21 protein-coding genes are annotated in these 25,551 nt (G+C 60.8%); 13 read left to right on the top strand and 8 right to left on the bottom strand.

The annotated features are described in order from the left end of the window. Positions 1 to 658 precede the first annotated feature (658 nt). Positions 659 to 973: a hypothetical protein gene (locus tag OCW50_RS14570; RefSeq protein WP_262268774.1), complete on the top strand. Its 315-nt coding sequence runs from the start codon at positions 659 to 661 to the stop codon at positions 971 to 973. A gap of 601 nt (positions 974 to 1,574) precedes the next feature. Here OCW50_RS14570 and OCW50_RS14565 read toward each other — a convergent pair. Then, positions 1,575 to 2,213 (bottom strand): SGNH/GDSL hydrolase family protein, encoded by a 639-nt coding sequence (locus OCW50_RS14565; protein WP_262298062.1) that lies wholly within the window; start codon positions 2,211 to 2,213, stop codon positions 1,575 to 1,577. A 1,793-nt stretch (positions 2,214 to 4,006) separates the two neighbouring features. Here OCW50_RS14565 and OCW50_RS14560 point away from each other — a divergent pair. The 5 genes from OCW50_RS14560 to OCW50_RS14540 all read left to right on the top strand — a co-directional run bounded on the left by OCW50_RS14560 (position 4,007) and on the right by OCW50_RS14540 (position 9,731). Further along, positions 4,007 to 5,551 carry a sugar ABC transporter ATP-binding protein gene (locus OCW50_RS14560; protein WP_262298061.1) on the top strand — a complete coding sequence of 515 codons (1,545 nt, stop codon included), beginning with the start codon at positions 4,007 to 4,009 and terminating at the stop codon, positions 5,549 to 5,551. A gap of 5 nt (positions 5,552 to 5,556) precedes the next feature. Continuing rightward, complete coding sequence (locus OCW50_RS14555) at positions 5,557 to 6,552, top strand: ABC transporter permease (protein WP_262298137.1); 996 nt, start codon at positions 5,557 to 5,559, stop codon at positions 6,550 to 6,552. A gap of 105 nt (positions 6,553 to 6,657) precedes the next feature. Continuing rightward, positions 6,658 to 7,599: an ABC transporter substrate-binding protein gene (locus OCW50_RS14550; RefSeq protein WP_262298060.1), complete on the top strand. Its 942-nt coding sequence runs from the start codon at positions 6,658 to 6,660 to the stop codon at positions 7,597 to 7,599. 742 nt (positions 7,600 to 8,341) lie between these two features. Continuing rightward, a complete protein-coding gene (locus tag OCW50_RS14545) occupies positions 8,342 to 8,611 on the top strand; it encodes a hypothetical protein (RefSeq protein ID WP_262298059.1) in 270 nt (89 codons plus the stop codon). 529 nt (positions 8,612 to 9,140) lie between these two features. After that, positions 9,141 to 9,731: a TetR/AcrR family transcriptional regulator gene (locus tag OCW50_RS14540; protein ID WP_262268781.1), complete on the top strand. Its 591-nt coding sequence runs from the start codon at positions 9,141 to 9,143 to the stop codon at positions 9,729 to 9,731. A 23-nt stretch (positions 9,732 to 9,754) separates the two neighbouring features. On the opposite strand, the gene OCW50_RS14535 is transcribed toward OCW50_RS14540, so the two are convergent. From OCW50_RS14535 to OCW50_RS14525, 3 genes are all read right to left on the bottom strand, one after another. After that, the gene (locus tag OCW50_RS14535; protein ID WP_262298058.1) at positions 9,755 to 12,961 is read right to left on the bottom strand and encodes an efflux RND transporter permease subunit; all 3,207 of its coding nucleotides are present in this window, start codon (positions 12,959 to 12,961) and stop codon (positions 9,755 to 9,757) included. 29 nt (positions 12,962 to 12,990) lie between these two features. Further along, entirely contained in the window at positions 12,991 to 14,199 is a 1,209-nt protein-coding gene (locus OCW50_RS14530) for an efflux RND transporter periplasmic adaptor subunit (protein WP_262298057.1), read from the bottom strand. Positions 14,200 to 14,755: 556 nt separating this feature from the next. Then, positions 14,756 to 16,111 carry an RNA-guided endonuclease InsQ/TnpB family protein gene (locus OCW50_RS14525; RefSeq protein WP_262298056.1) on the bottom strand — a complete coding sequence of 452 codons (1,356 nt, stop codon included), beginning with the start codon at positions 16,109 to 16,111 and terminating at the stop codon, positions 14,756 to 14,758. Between the two features lie 18 nt (positions 16,112 to 16,129). On the opposite strand from OCW50_RS14525, the gene tnpA reads away from it, so the two are divergent. The 4 genes from tnpA (at position 16,130) to OCW50_RS14505 (ending at position 20,506) form a co-directional block, all read left to right on the top strand. Next, positions 16,130 to 16,540, top strand: a complete 411-nt coding sequence (gene tnpA / locus OCW50_RS14520) for an IS200/IS605 family transposase (RefSeq protein ID WP_262298055.1) — start codon at positions 16,130 to 16,132, stop codon at positions 16,538 to 16,540. A gap of 185 nt (positions 16,541 to 16,725) precedes the next feature. Further along, the gene (locus OCW50_RS14515; RefSeq protein WP_262298054.1) at positions 16,726 to 17,256 is read left to right on the top strand and encodes a (2Fe-2S)-binding protein; all 531 of its coding nucleotides are present in this window, start codon (positions 16,726 to 16,728) and stop codon (positions 17,254 to 17,256) included. Further along, positions 17,253 to 18,269, top strand: coding sequence for an FAD binding domain-containing protein (locus tag OCW50_RS14510; protein ID WP_262298053.1), 1,017 nt, complete (start codon positions 17,253 to 17,255; stop codon positions 18,267 to 18,269). The genes OCW50_RS14515 and OCW50_RS14510 overlap by 4 nt, the downstream gene beginning before the upstream one ends. A 5-nt stretch (positions 18,270 to 18,274) precedes the next feature. After that, positions 18,275 to 20,506 carry a xanthine dehydrogenase family protein molybdopterin-binding subunit gene (locus OCW50_RS14505; protein ID WP_262298052.1) on the top strand — a complete coding sequence of 744 codons (2,232 nt, stop codon included), beginning with the start codon at positions 18,275 to 18,277 and terminating at the stop codon, positions 20,504 to 20,506. A gap of 48 nt (positions 20,507 to 20,554) precedes the next feature. Here the strand turns inward: OCW50_RS14505 and OCW50_RS14500 are convergent, their stop codons facing one another. Genes OCW50_RS14500 through OCW50_RS14485 form a run of 4 tightly spaced genes read right to left on the bottom strand, consistent with a single transcriptional unit; the run spans position 20,555 to position 23,176 of the window. Continuing rightward, complete coding sequence (locus OCW50_RS14500) at positions 20,555 to 21,142, bottom strand: nucleotidyltransferase family protein (protein ID WP_262298051.1); 588 nt, start codon at positions 21,140 to 21,142, stop codon at positions 20,555 to 20,557. Then, the gene (locus OCW50_RS14495) at positions 21,139 to 22,158 is read right to left on the bottom strand and encodes a molybdopterin-binding protein (protein ID WP_262298050.1); all 1,020 of its coding nucleotides are present in this window, start codon (positions 22,156 to 22,158) and stop codon (positions 21,139 to 21,141) included. The genes OCW50_RS14500 and OCW50_RS14495 overlap by 4 nt, the downstream gene beginning before the upstream one ends. Further along, entirely contained in the window at positions 22,155 to 22,847 is a 693-nt protein-coding gene (locus tag OCW50_RS14490; protein WP_262298049.1) for an XdhC family protein, read from the bottom strand. The genes OCW50_RS14495 and OCW50_RS14490 overlap by 4 nt, the downstream gene beginning before the upstream one ends. Positions 22,848 to 22,852: 5 nt before the next feature. Further along, complete coding sequence (locus OCW50_RS14485; RefSeq protein WP_262268790.1) at positions 22,853 to 23,176, bottom strand: XdhC family protein; 324 nt, start codon at positions 23,174 to 23,176, stop codon at positions 22,853 to 22,855. 564 nt (positions 23,177 to 23,740) lie between these two features. Between OCW50_RS14485 and OCW50_RS14480 the strand changes: the two genes are divergently transcribed. The 3 genes from OCW50_RS14480 (at position 23,741) to OCW50_RS14470 (ending at position 25,495) form a co-directional block, all read left to right on the top strand. Further along, positions 23,741 to 24,199 (top strand): iron-sulfur cluster assembly scaffold protein, encoded by a 459-nt coding sequence (locus OCW50_RS14480; RefSeq protein WP_262298048.1) that lies wholly within the window; start codon positions 23,741 to 23,743, stop codon positions 24,197 to 24,199. 164 nt (positions 24,200 to 24,363) lie between these two features. After that, positions 24,364 to 24,825 (top strand): SRPBCC family protein, encoded by a 462-nt coding sequence (locus OCW50_RS14475; RefSeq protein ID WP_262298047.1) that lies wholly within the window; start codon positions 24,364 to 24,366, stop codon positions 24,823 to 24,825. A gap of 175 nt (positions 24,826 to 25,000) precedes the next feature. Next, positions 25,001 to 25,495 (top strand): (2Fe-2S)-binding protein, encoded by a 495-nt coding sequence (locus tag OCW50_RS14470; RefSeq protein WP_262298046.1) that lies wholly within the window; start codon positions 25,001 to 25,003, stop codon positions 25,493 to 25,495. Positions 25,496 to 25,551: the final 56 nt, after the last annotated feature.

Here is a 25,551-nt window from a genome sequence, read left to right as displayed (position 1 = left end):
CGTGAATCTCATGCCGAGGAGAAAGATTCTGGCCGATGCGCCCACTCCAGAAGCCAAGGGAGCGCTTGGCCTCGACAGGGTGCGCGAACAGGCTTTCTCGGAAGCACGCGCGATGAGCGTGTAGCTCACCACCGCTATGGTCACTCCACTGTTTCGTTGAAGCTGCCTTGAGTCCGCGATGTTCCAAGCGGGGGAGTCGTCTGCGCTCGACGGTGATGATCCTGATGATGGAGATCTCCCGCTCGATCCAAAGGGCTTGCCGCCGGGCCGCGCCAGCGAAAGCCGGATCCACTTTTCACTGGCGTGGCCCGCTTTCGTCCGCACGATGCGCTAGATCCCTGCCGGGAGAGTTGTTGAGAGAAAGGAACTTCTGGTCAAGAACTTAAACCATTTGTTAACCCCGCAGGCGCAGCCTCGTTGCGTGCCGAGATGGCACGGTCCTTGTTTCCTCTGAAACTGGCCGTGAAAGGAGGCCTACCTGGAGCGCCAAGCGCAACCGGCGCTCTTACTTTGATGACCGCTCCATGATGAAGACGGTCCACTTAAGCTAGGTTGCGCCTGTCCGTCAGCAACAAACGAAGCGGCGGATCTGAAGACGGGCCGGGGTTTGATCCCTCCCATGAACGATGCATTCCAAACAGCAAAATGAGGAATTGCCATGATTGTTCGAACCTTGATTGTCACTAGCTTCCTGCTCGCTGCCACGGGTGTCTTCGCTGCACCTTCAAAGCCGAATTCTTCCGTCGTCGTCACCAATGCTCGCGATGTCTCGGCAACCGATATCGCTATTGGCGCGAATGGACAGACGGTTCGGCTGGCAAAGCCGCTCGCCCCAAAGGCGAAAGCCACTTTGAGGCTTCCAAGGGTCACCGGCTGCATGGTCGCTGTCGCCGCAACCTTTGAGGATGAATCAACGGCCGAACTTCCTGAACTCGATATATGTAAGGATGGAACACTTCGCCTTACTGACTAGACATGGCTGCATCACAGCGACGTTGACACAACGGCAGAGAATTCATCAACATGAGCCAGCGCAGCTCAAGGCGCGAGCCGACGCGGGTGCGCTGGACGATTGACGAGCAGGAGGCAACTCGTTCCCATGCTGCAGAGGGGTGCCGTATGCCAACTTGTGGTGGCGGCGACACGCCTGAAAGGCAGTTTTGGGTGAATGTGAGGAGGACCCGAGCCAATGGTCGGCCAGAACCCATACGAGCGTCGTCCAGCCGATTGAGCGGGTGACCGGAGCCTGCCCGGTTGGAATTATCCGTTGAACCGAGTTTGAAGGGTGTCGCCAGGACACAGAGAACTGACCGATACGATCTCGACATCGCGGATGGCCTCCGCCCTCGCTGCGCTCCGTCTCGCGAAGCTCATCTCGCGCCTGGCTCCAATGACCTCGGCGCACCTCGCGGCTTGCTTCTCGATTGCGAGATCGCCCGCCGGGCGGGGCGTCGTCCCCCGGGTTCTGGTTGTGGATGAGAATTGCCGTCATCGTCATCAGGACAGCTACTCTCCAGGTGCTGCCTTGGCCACGGTCGATCCCGCGACGAGGTGTGGACTTCGACACGGCGCTTTCAGAACCGGCCGACCGTCTCCGCTACAGCCTTGCCGAGCTTCCGATGTGCGTCAGGCTCCAAGTGGATACCGTCAACCGGACTGACCTGGATCAGCGCTCCGGCATCGATGAAGCCCACTCCCCGTGCCTCCGCCAGTACGGCATAAAGCGCGGGAAGCTTGAGTGACACTTCGCGCGCGCCGACAAACTCGGAGCGGATCGGCCCCTGCTCGAGAACCGGCGGCGGGCAGATCACCAGGATGCGAAAGCCGCCATGTCGTTGCTGCATCTCAAGACCCATGGCGATGTCGAGGAGACTGGCAATCCCTGCCGTAATCTTTTCGGGTGTGGCGCCAAAGCGGGTCTTGGTATCGTTCGTCCCAAGCATGATCGCCAGAGCGTCGATGGGACCGTGACTCTGAAGGGCGATCTTCAGGCCCTCGCGTCCGTCCATGTGGGCGCCTGCCACCGGATCGGGGAACTGAGCCGTCCGTCCAGGAAGTCCTTCCTCCGTGACCTCCCAGTCCGGGAGTATTGATGCGACCAGACGCGGCCAACGCGTCTCCGCATCAAAGCGGTGGTAGGCCTCTCCCCGTGTAACAATTGGTGGGGATCCGTGGGTGTTGCTGTCGCCGAAGCAGAGAAGGGTGCGGGCCATGGAGACATCTGTCATTGACACTTCACGCTAGGGCCGCGTCCTTGGCCGGTCAACACTCTCACGACGGGGAAAAGCCAACTCTGCCGACGGATGCGACGCGTTGCCGAATGCTTTTACCCTTCGGACAAGCTCAAACGTTTGTAGGTTACAATCGGGTCTGTACGTGAGGGTCTCCCAAAATGCCTTCGGAACGAGGCCGACGTCACCACAAGCACCACGAGCTAGAACGGGTTCCGAAGCAACACTCAAGGTGAAGATCCGACCCTTGCCTCGTCCCGGGCCGACCAGCGAAGAAGATGCTGATCCAACGCTTAGGAGTATTGATACCACATGGCATGTCGCGAGAGTGGAACGAGGGTCAAATCCCCGTTCGCAGATCGCCCTTTGTGCAACGATTTTCAGAAAGTCTTGTTGATTCCGAGCGCAAATTGCCGCGGGATCTCCTCCGCGCAGTTTTTCTTCGCTACCCTGACGACGAGATCAGGAGGGTTGGCGAGGGGATGCATAAGTTTTGGGTATTTACTGCCCTGACGGTGAGTTGGGCCACCGCATCTTGCGCCGAAAGAGTGGTGAATGCGACCGACATACCTCATGCCCGTCCTTTGAAGGCTGCGCCCAAGCCACAGCCGAACAACATGGGGGAGAGGCGTCGGGCGGGGACGATATCCGAGATCGATAGAAACCGTCCGGGTATCCGTTCCTATCAGGTCGCCCGAAGTGCAACCGTGAGGCGAGTTCAATCGCTCCAACATCAGGCTGATTTGCTGCATGGACCGCAATCGCCAACGGAGCTTCCGGTCAACCACGACCTGTCCATAGGCGCCACAACGCCGTCGCTCTCGGAAAGGACCGAACTCGAGGTTCCGGTGACCAAGCTGATGCCGCCACCTCCGGAGCCTGCCGAACCGACCTTCCCTTCCACATCGCTTGTCGAAATGCCACGGCCGGAGCCGCCCACATCCTTCCTGCCAGAGGTGCCATCGGAGGCCGCAATGCCACCGCGGCCATCTCCGGACGAGACAAGTTTCCCTCTGGCTACCTCCATGCCTGCACTCCCAGAGCCCGTTGAGCCGTCTCTGCCTTCACCCGAGCAGGTCGTTCCTGCAACTCCAACCTCGATTCCATTCCCAGACCTTCCATCATACGTTTCTCTCAGGCCGCGTTTCGATTGGGTCGACAGCGTCGGCGCCATCGAACTCCCTCAACCTCCGCTGCCTCAGGCGTTTGAACCTGATTCAGAAGAGCGTATTCCTATGCTCATCCGAACGCCTTGGCCGGTTCCGCTGGAACAGACCTAAACGGCCCGATGCACATCCGCAGGTTCAAACGATCAGGACACTCCCCTCCTGCTCGCCATCCTATCCGAAGAACAATCCATTCAGGGCGGCCACCGGTCTGCCACCGGTCCGCCAGCATAGTGTTGCAGAGCGTCCCAGTCGCAGGTCGATCAGATCCATATTTTCAGTTGCCTGCCCTTGGCCTTCATGAATATCATCCTCGAAATAGCGTGAGCGTCTGCGTCTTAATCAGATCTGGCTTCGCGAGAGGTCGAACTGAAAAGCCGCCAAGAGCGCGAGATCGCCGCAGGATGGCGATCGGGAGCGATCGATGCGGGTACAGGAAAACGTCCTGCCGGAGACCGCGATGGCTTGGGATCTCAAGTGTCCGAGCGAGATCTGGCGTACGTGTAGCGATCCCCCGGACGTAATGGATGCGGCAGGTGTCGTCGCTCTTGCAGGCTCACTCTGTAGCGTCGTGCAGGTGAGGAGCCCCAGCCAGGTGGATCCCGGCTCATGACGCCGCTTGTCGTGATCAAAGACCTCGATAAGTCTTTTCCGGGCGTGAAGGCGCTCAAGAAGGCACGCTTCGAACTCCTTCCTGGGGAAGTCCATGCCCTGATGGGCGAGAACGGCGCCGGCAAGTCCACCCTGATGAAGGTTCTTGCCGGAATCTATCGAAAGGATGCCGGCGAGATCTGCATTGAGGGCGTTGCCCTCGATATTCCTTCGCCGCGGGCCGCGCAGGATCTCGGGATCAGCATCATCCATCAGGAACTGAACCTGATGAACGATCTCACGGCGGCACAGAACATCTTCATCGGCCGCGAACCTAAGCGATTTGGAGGACTTCTGCTCGATGAAGAGGCTCTCAACCGAGCCGCTGCCGAAATTTTCGAACGCATGCACCTCAAACTTGATCCGCGGGTCGAGGTTGGCCAACTCACCGTGGCCAAGCAGCAGATGATCGAGATCGCCAAGGCCCTGTCCTTCAAGTCCAGGGTCTTGATCATGGACGAGCCCACTGCGGCTCTCAACAATGCGGAAATTGGCGAGCTTTTCAGCATTATCCGGAAGCTCAGGGCTCAAGGTGTCGGCATTGTCTATATTTCGCACAAGATGGATGAGTTGAAGGAAATCTCCGATCGCGTCACTGTCATGCGCGATGGCGAGTATGTTGGAACTGTTCCGACCGCTGCTGCGAGCGTTGATACAATTATTTCAATGATGGTTGGCCGGAGTCTTACCGAAGAGAAGACGGAGGTCCCGGATCTGTCGAGCCACGACGTCGTGCTGGAGGTCCGCAATCTTCGACGCAGCAATGTCATTCAGGATGTAAGCTTCAAACTGCGGAAGGGCGAGATCCTGGGATTCGCTGGTTTGATGGGAGCTGGGCGGACAGAGGTCGCGCGCGCCATTTTTGGCGCGGACCCCCTTGATGGTGGCGAGATTCTCATCCGGGGCAGACCCGTGACGATCCGGTCACCGCAGGATGCCGTGCGGCTCGGCATTGGCTATCTCTCCGAAGATCGGAAGCGCTTTGGTCTAGCGACAGGCATGGACGTGGCGGCCAACATCGTCATGCCATGCCTTGGACGCTTCCTTTCCATGAACATGTTCCTCAAGAAGCGCGCCATCCGTGAAATGGCACGCTCCTGTATCCGGCAGCTACGGATCAAGACGCCTTCTGATGCCCAGGAGGTGCGGTTTCTGTCGGGTGGCAACCAGCAGAAGATCGTGATTGCAAAATGGCTTGCCCGCGACTGCGAGATCCTGTTCTTCGACGAACCGACCCGTGGCATCGATGTGGGGGCGAAAAACGAGATCTACAAGCTCCTCAATACACTCGCGGCCGAAGGCAGAGCGATCGTGATGATTTCCTCCGAGCTGCCCGAGATCCTGCGCATGAGCCACCGGATCGCCGTGATGTGCGAGGGGCGGCTGACCGGCGAACTCCTTGCCGAGCGAGCCACGCAGGAGGACATCATGCGCCTCGCAACGCAGCGGCATAGTCTCACAACCACTACAGCAAACGCGGCGACCGAGGGATCAACGACGTGACGACCATCGCAGAAAAGGAAGCCCAGACCGTCATCAAGTCTGCCGCGTTCAGCCAAGGAGCATGGCAGAAGATCCTGGCCTTCGCCAGCCTGATCGCCCTGATGGCTGTCTTCAGCGTTGCCTCCGAGAACTTCCTTCAGCCTGACAATCTCATCGGCATTCTGCAGGCAACAGCCGTGAACGGTGTTCTCGCCGTGGCGGCGACCTTCGTCATCATTACCGGCGGAATCGATCTGTCGGTTGGAACGTTGATGACGTTCTGCGCAGTCATTGCCGGCGTGTTCCTCACCTACTGGGGCCTGCCGATGCCTGTCGGCATCGTGGCGGCTATTGCCGCAGGCGCTCTCTGCGGCTCAGTCTCCGGCACCCTCATTGCCAAGATGAAGATCCCGCCGTTCATCGCAACTCTGGGCATGATGATGTTGCTGAAGGGACTCGCGCTTGTGATCTCGGGAACCCGTCCGATCTACTTCAACGATACACCGAGTTTTCCGCTGATCTCGCAAGAATCCTTGATCGGGTCGATCCTCCCGTTTCTCCCGATCCCTAATGGCGTCCTGATCCTCTTCATGGTTGCGATTGCCTCCAGTTTCGTTCTTACGCGCACCGCCTTCGGCCGATACACATTTGCCCTGGGATCCAATGAGGAGGCGGTGCGACTCTCCGGGGTGAATACCGACTTCTGGAAGATCATCGTCTACACAGTTTCAGGCGGGATCTGCGGCATTGCCGGCCTCATCATCGCCTCGCGACTCAATTCTGCCCAACCGGCGCTCGGTCAAGGCTACGAGCTCGACGCCATCGCGGCCGTCGTCATCGGAGGCACTTCCTTGAGCGGTGGACGCGGCACCATTCTCGGGACAATCATCGGAGCTCTGATCATCAGCGTGCTCACCAACGGCCTCCGTATTCTCTCGGTGGCTCAGGAATGGCAGACGGTCGTGACCGGAGTGATCATCATTCTCGCCGTGTATGCCGACATCCTGCGCCGCAAGGCCTGAGGATCTCTCTTTAACTTCTCACGAGCCCAAAGGAGCACGCGACCCGGTCATCTGTCCTAACTCATTCACCAATAGGCCAAAGTATACAACGATCAGGAGGAAACGATGTGGAACAGACGCACTTTGATTGGTGCCATCAGCATTGGTGCATTAGTCGGTCTTGCCGGACCTGCAGCGGCCCAGGAGACCTACATCCCACTTATTTCGAAAGGATTCCAGCATCAATTTTGGCAGGCTGTCAAAACCGGAGCCGAGCAGGCAGCCAAGGACTATAACGTGCGCATCACGTTCGAAGGTCCAGACAGCGAAACCATGGTTGACAAGCAGATCGACATGCTATCGGCAGCCCTTGCCAAGAACCCGAAGGCCATCGGATTCGCGGCCCTCGATAGTCAGGCCGCAATCCCTCTGTTGCGCAAGGCGCAGGCCGCCAAGATACCCGTCATCGCGTTCGACTCCGGCGTCGACAGCGACATTCCCCTGACCACAGCAGCGACCAACAATCTGGCGGCTGCGGCTCTGGCTGCTGACAAGATGGCGGAGCTCATCGGAGGCGAGGGCGACATTGCTCTCGTGGTGCATGACCAGACCAGTCGCACGGGTATCGATCGGCGAGATGGATTTGCGAACCGGATCAAGGAAAAGTATCCGAAGATCAATATCGTGAGCATCCAATACGGCTCAGGCGATCACCTGAAATCGACCGAGATCACCAAGTCGATCCTCCAGGCGAATCCCAAACTCAAGGGAATCTTTGGCGCGAATGAGGGCTCGGCAATCGGAGTCGTCAATGGTGCCAGGGAAATGAACCGTAAGATCGTCATCATTGGCTACGATTCCGGTAAGCAGCAGAAGCAAGCTATCCAGGAAGGCCTCATGGCAGGAGCCATCACGCAGAACCCTGTTGGTATCGGATACAAGACGGTTGAGGCTGCCGTCAAAGCACTCAAGGGCGAGAAGCTCGAGAAGATCATCGACACTGGCTTCTTCTACTACGACAAGTCCAATATAAGCGATCCGAAGATCGCAGCCGTCCTGTATGACTAGGCGGCACTAGAGCATTTTTCGGTGAAGTGGATCCGGTTCACCGTCAAAAAATGCGGCGAGGCAAAGACAAGAGATAATTCCACGTGAGTGGAAGCAGCTCTAGGCGTGACAGGGACAAGCCTCTAGCTCTGCGGCAATCGGCTCATGACAACTCGCGAGCAGGTGACGTGGACTGAAGGCGGGCTTCACTGGCCCTTTTTGGATCATGGGGACGATGTGACCCCACGGGATGACCCAAGCGGATACCATTGTGGGTATTCGCTTGGATTGTGTTGCAAGCACCAAGCAAGGCGCTATCGCAAACGTCTTGTCTTAGAGTTTCAGCGACTGAGATGGAGGTCTCAGGCGGCGGAGGAACAGGTATTCGACGAGACCTCTATCAAGCTGGGAGATCGCTGGATGGACCATTCCCGGGTGATCGACGGCAACGGCGACACGGTTGAATTCTGTTCGTGAGGACCAAAGGAAAGCCTTTCCTTTGAACCGCTCACCGCAGAAATGACCGTGATCGCTCTCTCACGAGCCATGTGTGGCCCGGGTCACAGAAGGATAGTCTGTTTCGGTCGATCTTGGTGACATCGCAGGAGGTCACCATGACACGATCCTCAAAACGCCAAGCCAGACGCTGGATCATCCAAGAGCTGACACGCTCCATGGAGCAGCGCAGTCAGCCCCTCCCCTCCTCCAAGCCGGTTGCGGAGTGATCATGCTGTACGCGCGGACCCAGGAAACATCCGACCTCATGGACAGCCAGATCAGGGTCAGGGCGAAGGCCCTCTGCGTCGACGATGGCTTTGATCCGGATCTGACCGTGACTCATGCCTATGGCGACGACTTCACGGCCCAAGAGTGGGATTCCTGGTGGACGTCCAATCCGGAAGTTCCTTTCCAAGAGGTGGTCAGCCCGATGTGGAGGTTGTACCGCGCCCACGCATTCATCGAGCTGTCGCAGCTCCGGAAGGTGGTCGAGATGAGCGACAATGTCGTCTTCTTCGGGCGCAGCAAAGCTTAGAGCATTTTTCGGTGAAGTGGATCCGGTTCACCGTCAGAAAATGCGGCTCGGCAAAGACAAGAGATGATTCCACGTGAGGGGAAGCAGCTCTAGCGTGGGCCATCACCCGATGTTGTGCTGACCGTCGGGAAGGGTCAATCTGAGCGCTTAAGCTTGGCCGTATGATGGTCCGCAGCCCCTACGGCTGCTGACCTTCGGGCGGCTTCGGCTCCGCGCAATCCTATGCCTTCCGGCGATCCGATCTGCGCAAGCCAAAGCGCTCCCACGGCCTGCAGCAGCCCTGCCCGACCATGCAACCGTGCCGAGCGAGGCAACCGCCAGTAGTGAGCAGATCGTCATGATCGCGTACTTCGCCTCCGCGCCCGGCGAGATGCGACCCTGGACTGGCGTGTCGATGATCCCCGAGTTGAATTGTTCCCCGTCATGTAAGATCTTGAAAATCTATGTAAAACCGTTATCATACCGGTCGGTATATTTCACTGGCGCGCTCGGCAACGGTGGAACATCACAGTGAGGAGACGGGACAATTATGGGCCGCCACCGGGAATTTGACCCTGACGAGGCACTGCACATTGCACTTCAGGTCTTCCGGCGCCAGGGCTATGAGGGCACATCTATATCGGACCTGACGGATGCCATGGGGATCACGCGCCCAAGCCTCTATGCCGCGTTCGGCAACAAGGAGGACCTCTTCCGCCAGACCCTCGACCTCTACGAGCGCCAGCACCTGTGCTTCGCGCACACGGCCCTCCATGCACCGACGGGACGGGAGGCGGTCGAACTGCTCCTGCGTGGCTATGTCGATGTGCTGACCGATCCCATGAACCCACCCGGCTGTCTTGGCGTGAACGGAGCCGTGGCCTGCAGCGAGGCGAGTGAAGCCATTCGCGAGGAACTCATCGCGCGTCGCATGGTCAACGAGAACAATCTGCGCGACCGTCTCGAGCAGGCGCGTTCCAATGGTGATTTCCCCAAGGACGAGGATCCGGCCGACTGGGCGCGCTATGTCGTGTCGGTCGGCCTTGGGATGGCCGTTAAGGCCGCATCAGGGGCCTCACGCGAGGAACTTCATCGTGTAGTGGACTTCACTATGCGGGGCTGGCCAACGACAGCGGGCTGAAGGTTCGAGTTCTGCTGCACCCTCTAGCTCACCGGCGCGTTCACGGGGTGCGTATTCGGGCTCGAGCCCAGTGTGGCCAGTTCAGGCTGGTGCTGAAGACGGCGGTTCCCTGTCAACCGGCGAACCAGGGCGTAGAAGACGGGCGTGAAGAACAGGCCGAATGCCGTCACGCCGATCATGCCTGAGAACACGGCCACACCCATGGCAGCTCGCATCTCGGCGCCTGCGCCCGTCGACAGCACCAGCGGCACCACGCCCATGATGAAGGCGAGTGAGGTCATCAGGATCGGCCGCAAGCGCAGGCGGCTGGCTTCGATCGCGGCTTCAATGGGGGTACGCCCCTCAAACTCAAGCTCGCGAGCGAACTCAACAATCAGGATTGCGTTCTTGGCCGACAACCCCACGAGGACGATGAGGCCGATCTGCGTGAACACGTTGTTATCGCCAGCTGTCATCCACACGCCGGCCAAAGCCGCAAACAGCGCAAGCGGCACGATCAGGATAATCGACACTGGGAGTGTCAGACTCTCGTACTGGGCCGCCAGCACCAGGAAGACGAGGAGGATCGCAATCGGAAACACCACGATCCCTGAATTGCCGGCCAGAATCTCCTGGTAGGTGAGCTCGGTCCACTCGGCCCTGAATCCTTTGGGCAACGTTTCGGCTGCAATCCGCTCGACAGCCGCCTGTGCCTGGCCTGAGGAGTATCCGGGGGCCGCCTGTCCGTTGACGTCGGCCGACAGGAACCCGTTATAGCGCATGGCGCGCTCCGGACCGACGCTCGATTGTATGTTCAGCAGGGCCGTGAGCGGAACCATCTCGCCCGCGACGGAGCGGACCTTGAGGTAGCCGACGTCCTCGGCACGCGCCCGGAAGGGAGCATCCGCCTGCACCCGTACGGAGTAGGTCCGGCCAAACTTGTTGAAGTCGTTCACGTAGACTGAGCCGAGATAGATCTGGAGCGTGCTGAACACCTCCGAGATCGGAACCCCGAGCTGACGCGCCTTTGAACGATCAACATCCGCATAGAGCTGGGGAACGTTGATTGAATAGCTCGAGAACAAGCCTGCGAGCTCGGGTGCCGCCGCGGCCTTGGCCAAGAAATCCTTCGTGGCTTGATCGAGCGCCTTGTAGCCGAGGCCCGCCTGATCCTCGATCTGCAGCTTGAAGCCGCCAATCGTGCCCAGGCCCTGCACCGGCGGGGGCGGGAACATCGCGATCACGGCCTCCGAAATGGCCGCGAACTGCTGATTTAACTGACCCGCGATTGCTCCAGCCGCAAGGCTCGGATCCTGACGTTGTTCAAACGGCTTGAGAGTGAGGAACACGATGCCCGCATTCGAGCTGTTGGTAAATCCATTGATCGACAGACCCGGGAACGCCACAGCGCTCTCGACCCCGGGATGCTTGAGTCCGATGTCCGTCATCCGTCGAATGACGTCCTCGGTCCGATCAAGCGTCGAGGCGTCCGGCAACTGGGCGAACCCGACAAGATACTGCTTGTCCTGCCCCGGAACGAAGCCGCCCGGCACTGTCTTGAACAAGAAGCCGGTTGCGCCCAAGAGGGCAACATAGACGCCCAGCATCAGGGCTTTCGTCGAGATCGCCCGCCTCACGCCGGTGGCATAGGCGCCGGAACCCCGATGGAACAGCGCGTTGAAGCCGCGGAACAGCCAACCGAACAATGCATCAATGATGCGGGTTAGGCGGTCCTTGGGTGCCTGATGATCCCGAAGCAGAAGAGCCGCCAAGGCCGGTGACAGGGTCAGTGAATTGATCGCGGAGATCACCGTCGAGATCGCGATCGTGACGGCGAACTGCTTATAGAATTGTCCTGTCAGGCCGCTGATGAAGGCAAGCGGGACAAACACGGCCACCAGCACCAGCGCGATCGCAATGATTGGACCGGCGACTTCCTGCATGGCCCGATAGGTCGCTTGGCGCGGGCTCAAGCCTTTCTCGATATTGCGCTCCACGTTCTCAACCACCACGATAGCGTCATCGACCACGATGCCGATGGCCAGCACGAGGCCGAAGAGGCTTAGGGCGTTGATGGAGAATCCCAAGGCATGCAGAACGGCGAACGTACCGACAATGGAAACTGGAACGGCAACGAGCGGTATGATGGAGGCTCGCCAGGTCTGCAGGAACAAGACGACCACGAGTACGACCAGCAGCACTGCTTCCAGCAGCGTATGGACCACCGCATCGATCGAAGCTCGTACGAACTGCGTCGTGTCATAGACGATCTGGAAATCAACGCCTTCCGGCATGTTGGCCTTGATGGCAGCCATCTCCGCACGAACCTTGTCCGCAATCGCGATGGCGTTCGATCCTGGTGCCTGCAGGACGGGAATGGCCACGGCCGGCTTGTTGTTCAAGAGGGCCCGCAGAGCGTAGTCGGCGGCACCCAGCTCAATGCGGGCGATGTCGCGCAGGCGGGTGATCTCCCCATGCGCGCCGGTCTTGACGATGATGTCGCCGAACTGCTCCTCGTCCTGGAGGCGTCCCTGCGCGTTGATCGACAATTGATGATCAATCCCCGGCAGGCCGGGAGAGGCGCCGACGACGCCGGCGGCGGCCTGTACGTTCTGGGCGCGGATCTCATTGACGATGTCGTTCGCTGAGAGGCCATGCTCGGCGAGCTTCTGAGGATCCAGCCAGACGCGCATCGAATAATCGCCAGATCCGAACAGCTGGACCTGACCCACGCCTTGGATCCGGGCGAGCCGGTCCTTGACATTGAGCGCCGCATAATTGCGCAGGTAGGTGACATCATAGCGGCTGTCGGGCGACAACAAGTGGACGACCATCATGAGGTCGGGCGAACTCTTCACAGTCGTAACGCCCAGGCGCCGCACCTCCTCTGGGAGTCGGGGCTCTGCTTGCGAGACCCGGTTCTGAACGAGTTGCTGTGCCTTATCCGGATCGGTGCCGAGTGCGAAGGTTACGGTGAGTGTCAGCACTCCGTCCGTGGTTGCCTGACTGCCCATATAGAGCATGCTCTCAACCCCGTTTATGGCCTCCTCGAGCGGAGCGGCCACGGTCTCGGAGATGACCTTGGGGTTCGCGCCCGGATATTGTGCCCGGACGACCACTTGGGGCGGCACAACCTCAGGATATTCCGAGATCGGCAGGACCCTCAGAGCGAGCAGTCCGACCACGAAGATGAGTACTGACAGAACCCCGGCAAAGACGGGCCGGTCGATGAAGAAGCGGGAGATGTTCATAACGGATGACTCAGGACTGTCGCGTGCGATCAGTTTGCCGCAGACGCGGTTGAGTTGCGTGTCTGCAGCTTGGCCGACATATCGGGCTGCGGCGCGATCAAGGCTCCTGGGCGGACCTTCTGGAGCCCGTCGACAACAATCCGTTCCCCTGCGTTGAGGCCGCTGGTGACGATTCGCCCCCCATCCACGGCAGCCCCGAGTTTGATCTCGCGGTACGCCGCTTTGTGATTAGGATCGACGACGAGCACAAACTTCTTGTCCTGATCGACACCGACAGCTCTCTCAGGCACCACCAACGCAGGGGTCGTCCTGGCCTGGCCCAGGCGAATGCGGGCGAATTGGCCCGGCATCAGGCGATCGGCGGCGTTGTCGAATACCGCCCGCACCTGGACTGTGCCGCTGGTGCCGTTGACGGTATGATTGATGAGTTGCAGCTTGCCGCGTATAACTTCGGCCTCAGGCCCGGAACGCACCTCGACCGGGATAAGGGCCAGATGGTCACGCCGGTCACCGCCTGCAGGCAGCGTCTCGAGAGCCTGCTGCACCGTACGCTCATCCGCATCGAAGCTCACATAGATCGGATCGGTTGAGACGATCGTCGTCAGAACGGGCGCACCGGATCCGCCATTGACGAGATTGCCTGCAGTCACTTCAATCTTGCCGACGCGTCCAGAAATCGGCGCGCGCACTTCAGTATAGGAAAGGTTGAGACGGGCAGTCCTTACCGCAGCCTGCGCAGCACGCAGACTAGCCTCTGCCTCGCGCAAGCTGTTCTCCCGCGTATCAAGGTCACGTTGTGTGATCGTCTGGTGGGCCGTCAGCTTCATCCCGCGATCCAGTTCATTGCGGGCAAAGGCGATCCTTGCTTCGGCCGCGCTGACCTGCGCCTCCGCCCGGTCGACTTCGGCACGATAGGGTTCGGGGTCTATGGTGAAAAGCAGGTCACCCTGCTTCACGAGTGATCCTTCACGGAAATGAACGGCCTGGATGGCGCCAGGGACGCGGGGCCGCAAGTCGACGCGCTCGATCGCCTCAAGGCGGCCTGAGAACTCCTGCCACAATGTCAAATCTTGGTTATCGACGGCAAGCACGGTCGCCGGCATGGCAGCGGGCGTCGATCCGCTGTCGCCCCCTTGGGTTGTCGTATTGCCGACCGCAATCGAGAGGGTTGTGCCGGCGAGGAGCAGAGCGATCGTTCGTGCGAAGGCACGTGGAGCAGGTTTGGAGAAGACTGTCATCAGTGAGGCATCCATTGGGCAGACCATCGACCGGGCCGCGCGGCCTTATTAACGTACTGAATGGTATAATACCGATTGGTAGCTTTCGAAAGGGGCGTGTTAGGAATTTTTAGGCCGATCAGTGCAAAAAAAGCCGACAAGGCTGAACTCTGCGCTACCCTTGTGCGCTAGCGCACCTGCCAAAACCGGAATTCTGCGAACAGCGCCGCAACTATGTTCGGTAGTCTCAATGGAGCGTCGGATGTGCTGACGTCCGGGGAGGCAGAGTTTCTTGGTGTCGGTCTCGCATGCTCGAGAACGGTCCACGCTCAACGGTTTTATCGCAATTTCAGACGACGAACAAAAATCTGGGAGCGGTCCGTTTCCCCTCTTGTAACGAAGCGCCCGAACCGCTCAGCGACGGATCCTTTCGAATCGAATGTAGACTTCGCCCGATCTGATGGAATGGACGCCCCGCAGCAGCTCTCCTCCTCGCGGGCCACAATCTTCGAGGGGAGACGCCACCTTCTGTCGTGTGACACTCCCGCCCCCCGAGGGGAGCGGGCTTCCTGCTTTTTCAGGCTGCTTGGGACTGCGCCTTGCGGCGCACCGGCGATCCGGCTGTCCTGTCACGGCGTGAAGCTCCTCCTTGTGGAAGGGAGGTCGCAGGCAACTGCGGTGCTGGCGGGGCACGCCCCTCCCGCAGGCCCGTGCCCGGGCTACTACGACGGGCCGGTAAGCTCGGCACCGGGCTCTTCACTCCCCGCGCCGCCCGCATCGGGCCGGCTCGTCGATACGTCACTGAAGCAGGGAACGTGACTTTCGCGTCATACGCGTTGAGATGCATGTTCACGGCACCCACCACGTCGCGGTGGCCCATGAACCCACATGCCTTGCACTGCCAGTCCCGGCCCTTGGGCCGGTGGCGATGGCCGCATTCCGGACACCGGGAGGACGTCCCTCGCTCATCCCCGGTGGAGCACGCAATGCCTGCCCGCTCGGCCTTGTGGCCGAGATAGTCCATGTCCTTGCCGACCTCCCAGCGTGCGATGCGCTGGTTGTGGCGCCGCCCGGACTTCAGCTTCCGCACGCCGCGCGGGTCGCCCACGTACAGTGTCCCGACCTGATGCTCGACGCAGTAGTCGATCACCTTGCGGGTTCCCTTGTGGCGCTTGTCGCGGATGCGACGCCGCGACAGCAGCGTGCGCCTCTCGCGCGCCTTCTGGAGCCGCTTGGCCCGCCGCGACCCCTTCCTGCACCTCGAGCGCTTGCGGGCGATCTCGCCGAGCTGCTTCGACAGCAGCCGCTTGTCGCTCCTGATGCCACGGCCCGACACCACCAGTGCCTCGCCCGTGCTCGTGGCGACCGCCGCCAGGTGGATCTCGCCGAGGTCGACCGTGGCGCGGTTCCCGCCCGGCGCGTCCTTGGCCTTGGCGAGGTCCGAGCGCACGATGTGCAACTCGTAGCCCTCGTTCCACACCAGCTTCACGCCGCCCGGCTCGAAGTCCAGGGCGAGCCTGAACACCAGGGACTTTCGTCCCCGTCCCATCGGCAGGACCAGGCGCTTCGCCGTCGCATTGTAGTCGACGGCCTGTGCGGGCCAGTACAGGGCGAAGAACCGCTTTTCCTTGTACGGGTAGCGCAGCCACCGCTTCGAGGACGGCTCGTTGCGCCGCCGCTCGGAGGTGGCCTGGACGTTGGCCAGGAGCTGGTGGCAGATCATCTGCACTGTCTGGGAGTGCAGCCTGTACCGCCCCTTGGTGTGCTTCTGGAGCATGTCGCGGGTCGGCCATGGAGCCCGGTCCTCGCGCGCCTTGCGGTGCACGCCGACGATGTCGGACCACAGGCGGCCAGCCTCCATCTGCGCGCCCAGCAGGGTGGCCTGCATGGCGCGCGGAATGTCGCTAGGCCTATGGATTGACACGGTTTCCATGGATCATAAGCTACATCAATGGAACGTGGCCTTCAAGCCGGACGCACGCGCTGGACGCATTACCAGACAGGATACCATCTCGTCTGGATTCCCAAGTATCGCCGCAAGGTTCTGACGGCGGACGTCGCCGCGGCCACGAAGGATCTGATCGCCGAGGCATGTCAGCGCAATGGGCTGATGCTTCTCGCGGTTCAGACGGACGTCGATCACGTCCACGTCTTCGTCTCGGCTCCGCCGCGATGGTCGCCCGCGCAGATCGCCAATCTGCTCAAGGGCTACACGTCTCGCTATCTTCGGGAGCGGTTCCCGGAGCTGCAGTGGATTTGCGGGCGGGACCAGTTGTGGACGCAGACCTACTACGTCGGCACGGCGGGTCAGGTCGCGGCGGAAACGATCCGGCGCTACATCGAGGAATGCCAGGGGAAATAGCCGCTGCGCGGCTGGCCTGCTCTCATCCCAATTCCCTGAAGGGAATGGGACTTCCCGCAGGCGTTTTGTTAACGTCCTGTGCACACCGTCTTATGAAGTTCCGGCGAGAGCAATAGCCCGCCACAAATTCTGCAAATTCAATTGGGACTGTAGTCCGCCCTGCAAATTCGAATCAGGGGAGACAGATGAGCCCATCGTCCTTCCCAGGCGGCTTGGAACGCAAGTCGACCTCCAGGCCGGCAGAGATCCCTGTCAGGATCACTGTCAACGGGCAAGAACACAGGTTGGCGATCGCACCCTGGACGACTTTGCTCGATGTCCTACGGGACCATCTCGATTTGACCGGCACCAAGAAGGGCTGCGATCACGGTCAATGCGGGGCCTGCACCGTCTTGGTCGACGGTCGCCGGATCGTCTCGTGCCTGACGCTTGCGGTCATTAAGGATGGTGCTGAGGTCACCACAGTGGAAGGCCTTGCCACTAACGGTGTCCTCCATCCCGTGCAGCAGGCCTTCATCGATCACGACGCATTCCAGTGCGGCTATTGTACGCCGGGTCAGATCTGTTCGTCGGTCGCTCTCATAGCCGAAGGCAAGGCAACGACGGCGGATGAGATCCGCGAGTTGATGAGCGGCAATATCTGCCGCTGTGGTGCCTATACCAACATTGTAGCGGCGATCCAGCAGGCAATGGCATCAATGGATGGCAAGCCATGATCGATTTTGACTATGCGCGGGCCTCCGACATTCCCGACGCTATCCGGCAGATCGCGGCGGATCCGAACGCGAAGCTCATCGCCGGCGGTACGAACCTTGTCGATCTGATGAAGTACGAGGTCGTAAACCCAACTCGATTGATCGATATCACGCACCTACCGCTCAACACGATTGAGGAAACCGCGAGCGGCGGCTTGCGCATCGGCGCGCTCATGCCCAACAGCGATCTCGCCTACCACCCCCTGATCGAGAAACGCTACCCGCTAGTGTCGAGCGCGATTCTGGCCGGAGCATCGCAGCAGCTGCGCAACATGGCCTCGACCGGCGGCAATCTGATGCAACGTACGCGATGCTTCTACTTCTATGACATTGCAACGCCCTGCAACAAGCGAGTACCAGGCAGCGGCTGCTCGGCGATCAATGGCATCAATCGGATCAATGCCATCCTCGGCACGAGCGAATCCTGCATCGCTACGCATCCCTCGGACCTCTGCATCGCGCTCGCGGCTCTGGACGCGACCGTTCATGTAGCCGGACCCGCGGGAGAACGCGTGATCGCGTTCACCGACTTCCATCGATTGCCGGGTGATACACCGCAGATTGACACCAATCTCGCACCTGATGAAATCATTGTCGCCATAGAACTGCCCCCAAGGGGATTTCCGGAAAACTACAGTTATCTCAAAATTCGCGACCGGCTGTCCTATGCGTTTGCGCTGGTTTCCGTTGCAGCTGCGATGGAGATTGAGCGAGGCCGCATCAGGGACGTTCGGATTGCGCTTGGCGGTGTGGCCCACAAGCCCTGGCGTAAGGTTGAAGCCGAGGCGGCATTGCGCGGCGAAGCGCCTGAGAGGAAGGCATTCACGCGGGCGGCCGGCATCCTGCTTCAGGATGCGAAGGGATACACCCATAATGCTTTCAAGATTGAGCTAGCGCGTCGCGCGATCGAACGCACGTTGACGCAGGCAGCAAACGGCACGCCCCAGATGCAGGCCATCAAGAAAATCCGGTGACTGTCATGACGTATATCGGTGCCGCCACGTCCCGCGTCGACGGACTTGCAAAGGTCACGGGCGCTGCGAAATACGCTGCGGAGGTCCGCCCTGCCGGCCTCGTCCATGGCGCCGTCATCACGTCCACGATCGCAAGGGGACAACTCAAGCGCATCGACGTGAGCGAGGTCCTGAAGGTCAAGGGCGTGCTCGACGTGCTCACCCACCTGAATCGGCCGGAGATATCGGCTGACGACCAGTCCTACAAGGATGATGTGGCACCGGACGGCTCCCCGTTCCGGCCGCTTTACGACGATCGAATCCTGTTCGACGGTCAGCCAATTGCCCTGGTTGTTGCTGAGACCTTGGAAGTCGCCCAGTATGCCGCCTCGCTGGTACAGGTCGAGTATGACCGAGGACCACATATCACCGACGTGCACCGCAGGATGAAAGAAGCGCCTGCCCTGGAGCCTACAGACGCGACAGGCGCTGACGCATATGCTCCGCCGAACCCGCGCGGTGCAGCGGAGAAAGCTTTCGCTGCTGCCGACGTGCGCCATCAGGGTGAGTATCATGTTCCGATCGAACATCACAACCCGATCGAGCTTTTTGCCTCGACGGCCGTCTTCGAGGGCAACGGAAAGCTCACGATCTACGACAAAACCCAAGGTGTGCAGAACGTTCAGCGCTATGTCTCTCGTGTCCTGAAGATGAAACCCGAGGACGTGCGCATCATGTCGCCCTTCATGGGTGGAGGCTTCGGATCGGGTCTGCGCCCGCAGTATCAGGTGATTCTTGCGGGTCTGGCGGCGCTTGCATTGAAGCGCTCGGTCCGGGTGGTTCTAACCCGTCAGCAGATGTACGGGCTGGGCTATCGGCCGGCAATGGTCCAGCGGATCGAACTCGGTGCCAAAGCCGACGGAACACTCGAAGCAGTCATGCACGATGCTGTCACGGTTACGTCGCAATACGAGAGATTTTACCGACAGGAGACCGGCTGGTCGGGGCTGCTCTACAGGTGTGACAATGCAAAATATGCACACAGGATCGCGCCTCTCGATCTTGTGACCTCATGCGACATGCGCGCCCCGAGCGCGGCAACAGGCGTCTATGCCCTCGAATGCGCGATGGACGAGCTTGCAGTCGCGCTCGGGATCGACCCGCTTGAGCTGCGCCTCAAATGTTACTCAGACCGTGACCAGCACAATGGCAAGCCCTATAGCAGCAAGAACCTCCGTGAATGCTACCACCAGGGTGCAGAAGCGTTCGGCTGGGGCAAGCGCAACCCCGAGCCACGCTCGATGCGCGACGGCAGCGATCTCGTGGGTTGGGGGATGGCGACAGGCGTCTGGGAGGCGTTGCAGGTGCCAATCGCAGTGCGCATTGCGCTCACCTCCAACGGCCATGCGGAGGTCTCATGTGCGACCTCTGACATCGGCACGGGCACCTACACGATCATGGCCCAGGTCACAGCCGATATGCTTGGTTTACCGCTCGAGAACATAACCGTGAAGCTCGGGGATTCGACATTGCCGCAGTCACCGGTGGAAGGTGGCTCGTGGATTGCAGCCTCAGTGGCGAACGGGATTGCAACGACTGCCGATGCGGTTCGCCGTGAACTGCTGGGCCTCGCCAGCAAGATGCCGGATTCGCCGCTCGCGGGCCTCGTGCTCGAGGAGGTCAAACTGGCCGACGGCAAGATCGTAAGTCAGCAAGACCCTGCTCGCGGCATATCGATCGCTGATGCCATGCGCCACGGCGGCGTCGATCGCATCGAGCAGGAGAAAGCCACGCGCTTCGCCAAGGATGAAACGCAGGCGCACAACGTTCATTCGGCGGTGTTCGCGGAGGTCAAGATTGACGAGGAGTTGGGAATCATCCGCGTTACCAGGGTCGTTAGTGCCGTTGCAGCCGGGCGTATCCTGAATCCGAAGACAGCCAGCAGCCAGATCCTGGGCGGCGTGGTCTGGGGCATCGGCATGGCGCTCCATGAGGAAACCCTCATCGATCACGGTTTCGGGCGGGTCATGAATGCCAACATCGCGGAATACCACGTTCCCGTGAACGCCGACATACACGACATCAAGGTGATCTTCGTCGACGAACCGGACCAGAGCATCAACCGCCTCGGGATCAAGGGACTAGGAGAGATCGGCATCGTTGGAGTTGCGGCCGCTATCGCCAATGCCGTCTATCATGCCACGGGAACCCGGGTGCGTGACCTGCCTATCACATTGGACAAGCTCGATCGACCATAGGTGCCAGATCGGTGGCGTCCCTGTATTCGCATAGGCAACGGCGGACAGCTACAATCGATGTTTGGCGAGTTCGTCTCTCGTATCGATGTCCTGTGCAACAGCAGGGTCCGCAGTGGGCCATTCGATGACATCAAGCCTTCTGCGAAGGAGCGGTCCCGCGCCAACGTCGCCGCACAGGTCATTGATGTCGGATTGGATGACGCGAGACAGCACGACGGGGTTGCCGCGTCTGCCATTGACCGTAGGAACCAGGGCCGGCGGCTCTCCTCTTTTCACCCACTCGTCCACGAGAGCGTCGATGAGCTCGGCTTTCACGAAGGGCATGTCGCCCAAGAGAACAACCACTGCCCGCGTCGTGGCAGGGACGGAGGAGAACCCGGCTTTCAGCGAAGTTGAAAGACCTTGCGCGTACAACATATTCCGGACGGTCTGAACGGGGAGCGTTCGCAGATCCGCTTCAATCTCCTCCGACCGATAGCCTGTCACCACGATAACCGGATCGACCGTGGAGGCAACGGCGGCCTCCGCCACATGGCGAACCAAGGTCTTGCCATTGATCTGGGCCAGCAGCTTCGGCTCATCCCCAAACCTAGTTCCGCGTCCCGCTGCCAGAACGATGGCGGCTACAGCGCTCATTCTTCAGCCTCACTCTCGCCACCCCCGCGCGGCTGTGGCCGGGAGACGATCTCCATGAGAAGCCCTCCGACGCCAAGGGCCACGATGTCGGCTCGGGTCACGGGCACGTCTGCCAGAACGCGATGGAGGATCCAGTCGAAGCCGTTCTCTCTCGGAGACCGGGCGCAGCCAGGCGCGCCGATGACGGGTTTCCCACCGATGGAGCCCGCAAGAAGCAGATTTCCCGGGTCGACCGGCATACCGAAATGCTCCACCCGCCCGCCCGCCAACTCAATGGCAGAGGGAATGATGTCGCGTCGGTCGGCAATAGCCGAGGCGCCGAAGACAACGATGAGCTCCATGGGGCCATTCGCCTGCCGGGCCAATTCTTCTGCCAGAACGATGGCCTCGTGTGGCACGCGCCGTTCCTGAGCGATCCGCGCCTGCGCCGGCTCCAGTCGTCTGCCGAGGGCAGCAAGGGTCTTGTCGATGACGCTCGGCTTGAGGCCTGGGAGAATCGTGGAGACAACCCCGACGATGCGACGTGTGTAGGGTGCGACGCGCAAGGCCCCCTGGCCTGCTTTCTCGATCCCCTTCTGCAGCAGAACCTCCGGAACCGCATAAGGGATGATCTTGACGGTTCCGACCATCTCTCCTGCGACAACCGGTCGATACGCCGGCAGGGTTGCGGCCGTCATGGCCTCGTCAACGGCGTTAAGGCGGTGGATCGCGTCGACATCGATGACGAGAACGCCCGAGGCCTCGGCATAGAGGTTGGAGCGACCGGTGAAGGGCGCTTCGACAGCGACGTTGCTGCCTGCGAGCGCACGAGCAAGCCGGGAGGCCGCCTCGTCTTCGGCTATGTCACCAGGCTCGAGCCGGGCTGCGATGAGGGTCTCGACGCCAGCCTGCTTCAGGCAAACGGCCATGTCCGACGTCACGGGGGTTCCCTTCCTGACGACCATCTCGCCAGCCCGGACGCTGTGAGCCGCCAGGGCCCCAATGGCTTCCTCGATGGGAACCTCTCCGAACCTCACGCCGAGCGCCTCCGCTCGTTGCGCAGGCTCGCGATGATTTCAGCCAGGATGGAGAGTGCGATCTCGGCAGGCGAGACGGCCCCGATGTCGAGGCCGATCGGCGCGTGGATCCGGGCGAGATCCGCTTCGGTGAACCCGGATGCCATCAGGCGCTGGACGCGACGTTCATGGGTTTTGCGGGAGCCGAGCGCGCCAATATAGAAGCACTTCGATCGTAGGGCGGCCATGAGCGCAGGGTCGTCGATCTTGGGATCGTGGGTAAGTGCGACGACGGCTGTATATGGGTCTATCCCAACGTCGGGGAGAGCGGTATCGGGCCATTCGGCCAGCACCGGCACATCCGGGAACCGCTCAGGGGTCGCAAAGGCCGTGCGCGGGTCGATGATCGTGACATCGAGGTCGATGCCTTTGGCCATGGGCGCGAGCGCCTGGCTGATATGGACCGCCCCGATGACCACCACCCGCACGGGAGGCGTCTGTACGGTCAGGAAGAACTGCAGGCCATCCTGTTCGGCGAGCCTGCTCTTACCCTGGCGCAGACTGTCTTCCAGGTCCTTAGCCAGCGGGTCGCTACCGACCTGCCCCTCCCGGACGAGACGCTGCTCGCCCGACCCCACCTCGGTCACGAGGACGGCGGCGCGCCGGGCGGCGCGCTCTTCGTTGAGATCGGACAGGAGGCTCAGGCGCATGCCGTCTAATCCACTCGCTCCACGTAGATCTTGATCCGTCCCCCGCAGGACAGTCCGACCTGCCAGGCGGTCTCGTCGGCCACCCCGAACTCGATCATGCGCGGCTTTCCGTCGGCGATCACATCAAGAGCCTCCGTAATCACCGCACCCTCGACGCATCCTCCGGAGACGGAGCCGAGAAAATTCGTATCCTCATCGATCACCAGATGGCTGCCCACGGGTCGAGGCGCCGATCCCCAGGTCTCGACGACGGTCGCAATGGCGACGCCCCTGCCCTCGCGCCTCCAGGCTTCTGCTGCCTTCAGAATATCTGTATCAGTCGAGCGCATAGGGCCTCCCGGCCGAAGGAGCGGGTGTAGAGACCGCTCGATGATCGATACTGCCACCACCAGGCCTCGAATCGCAACCGTGATGCAGGCCTCGTTAGAGCATCGGACGTGAAAAGTGGACCCACTTTTGGGATTGATCCGATGCTCAAGCCCTTGAGCGGCGCACCGTTCGGGACCCTGTCTTGATCGCTCGGCCGATCCACCACCCCGTCATCACCGGCCCGTCCAATCCACCACCACGTCATCACCGGCCTTGTGCCGGTGATCCCGCTTCTGAGAGGCGCCGCGCTCTTCCGATCGGGATGGCCGGCACAAGGCCGGCCATGACGTGGGGAGGGTGTTCGCACCGCCTCACACCTCCCTCCACGTCATCACCGGGCTCGTCCCGGTGATCCCGATTGTCCGATGCTCCACTCTTGGCCGGCGCACCGTTCGAGGCGAAAAACCGGGGCCACTTTTTCGCACGGTGCGCTGGGCTTCACATTCTGGAGCATTGACAGGCATGGCGCTGCGGCGTTTGATCCGTCTCGAACAAGCACCTCCGTCGGATGGATCGCGGGCAGGATGCTGAACGATGTCTACAGCCGCCGCATCTTGGAGCTTGCGGCCGATATTCCCCTTCAAGGAACGCTGCCGGATGCGCATGGAAGCGCGAGGGCTCATTCGAAACTGTGCGGGTCGACGGTGACGGTCCATCTGAAGCTCGACGGCGACGTCGTCAGTGCCTTTGCCCAGGAGGTGAAGGCCTGTGCCCTGGGGCAGGCCTCCTCGTCGGTCATGGGGCGGCATGTGATCGGCTCGACGACCGGGGAACTCCGGGCGCTCCAAGAGACGATGCACCGCATGCTGAAGGCAGGCGGCGACCCTCCTTCCGGCAAATGGGCCGACTTGGCGCTTCTGGAACCGGCGCGGGACCTGAAAGCCCGTCACGCCTCCATCCTCCTCACCTTCAATGCCGTCGCTGATGCCCTTGCCGAAGCTGAGGCCCGCAAGGAACAGGTCAGCACGGGTTTCGACATCTGAGCCTCACTTCCGATGCTTGATCCGCCAAGCAGCGCATGGGTCGGCACTCCATCTAAAGAACGCACAATGGGCTTTTGTGCGCTGCAGCAATGCCTGGCAGGTGACGGGCCGCCCGATTTGCACTTACTCTGCCGTTCGGACTGTTGACAGGAGGAGATCTCAGCATGGCGATGACAATGCAGGGTGAAGTCGCGCTTCCAGCCGACCGGGCAACGGTGTGGGCGGCCCTCAACAATCCTGATGTCCTGAAAGCGGCGATTCCCGGATGCCAGGACCTGGAGAAGATTAGCGATACGGAATTCCAGGCGACCGCCAAGGTCTCGGTTGGACCCGTAAAAGCAACCTTCAAAGGTGGCGTCACCTTGGCCGATCTCGACCCGCCCAACGGCTACAAGATCAGCGGCGAGGGTCAGGGCGGCGTTGCCGGCTGGGCCAAGGGCGGAGCGAGAGTGCGGCTCGAGGACATTGAGGGTGGCACCAAGATGATCTACGACGTCGAGGCCAATGTGGGTGGCAAGATTGCTCAACTCGGCGGGCGTCTCATCAACGGCGTTGCCAAGAAGTATGCCGACGAGTTCTTCGCGAATTTTGCCAAGATCCTCTCGCCAGCCGAAACAGCCGCCTGAGCACGTCCTCACCGACTGTCCTTTGAGTCATTCCGATGCTTGACCACTCCAGCGGAGCGGTTCACACTCGATTCTGGCGGATCGAGCGTTTCGGCCGTCCAATAAGAATGCCTGTCGGTGCCTGAGACCACCTGAAGGTTGGCCTGGTTGCCGGCAACACAGGAGGAAACCACGCATGACCACCGTCTCCCTGACGGTGAACGGTCAACCCGTCACCGCAGACGTCGATCCCCGTACCCTGCTCGTTCAGTTTCTTCGCGAAAACCTAAGACTAACCGGAACCCATGTGGGCTGCGACACCAGCCAGTGCGGCGCCTGCGTCGTTCACTTGAACGGACAAGCCGTGAAGTCCTGCACGATCTTGGCTGTTCAGGCCCATGCCAGCGTGGTCACCACCATCGAGGGCATCGCTGGAGGAGGCGAGTTGCACCCGATGCAGGCGGCCTTCCGTGAGCATCACGGCCTACAGTGCGGCTACTGCACGCCGGGCATGATCATGTCCGCCATCGACATCGTCAATCGCAAGGGGAATGCGCTCGACGAACAGACCATTCGAGCCGAGCTCGAAGGTAATCTGTGCCGCTGCACGGGCTATCACAACATCGTCAAGGCCGTTGCCGCCGGTGCCCAGGCTATGGCCCAGGCGCCCCTGCAGCAGGCGGCGGAATAGCTCGTCCGAGACACGGCCCCTCCCGAGCTGGTGCAAGCTGCAGGGGAGCCTCGAAG

This window comes from Microvirga sesbaniae (assembly GCF_025460805.1).
Lineage (GTDB): Bacteria > Pseudomonadota > Alphaproteobacteria > Rhizobiales > Beijerinckiaceae > Microvirga > Microvirga sesbaniae.
Note: the sequence above shows the minus strand (reverse complement) of the source record. Positions and strands in the feature narration are given on the sequence as shown.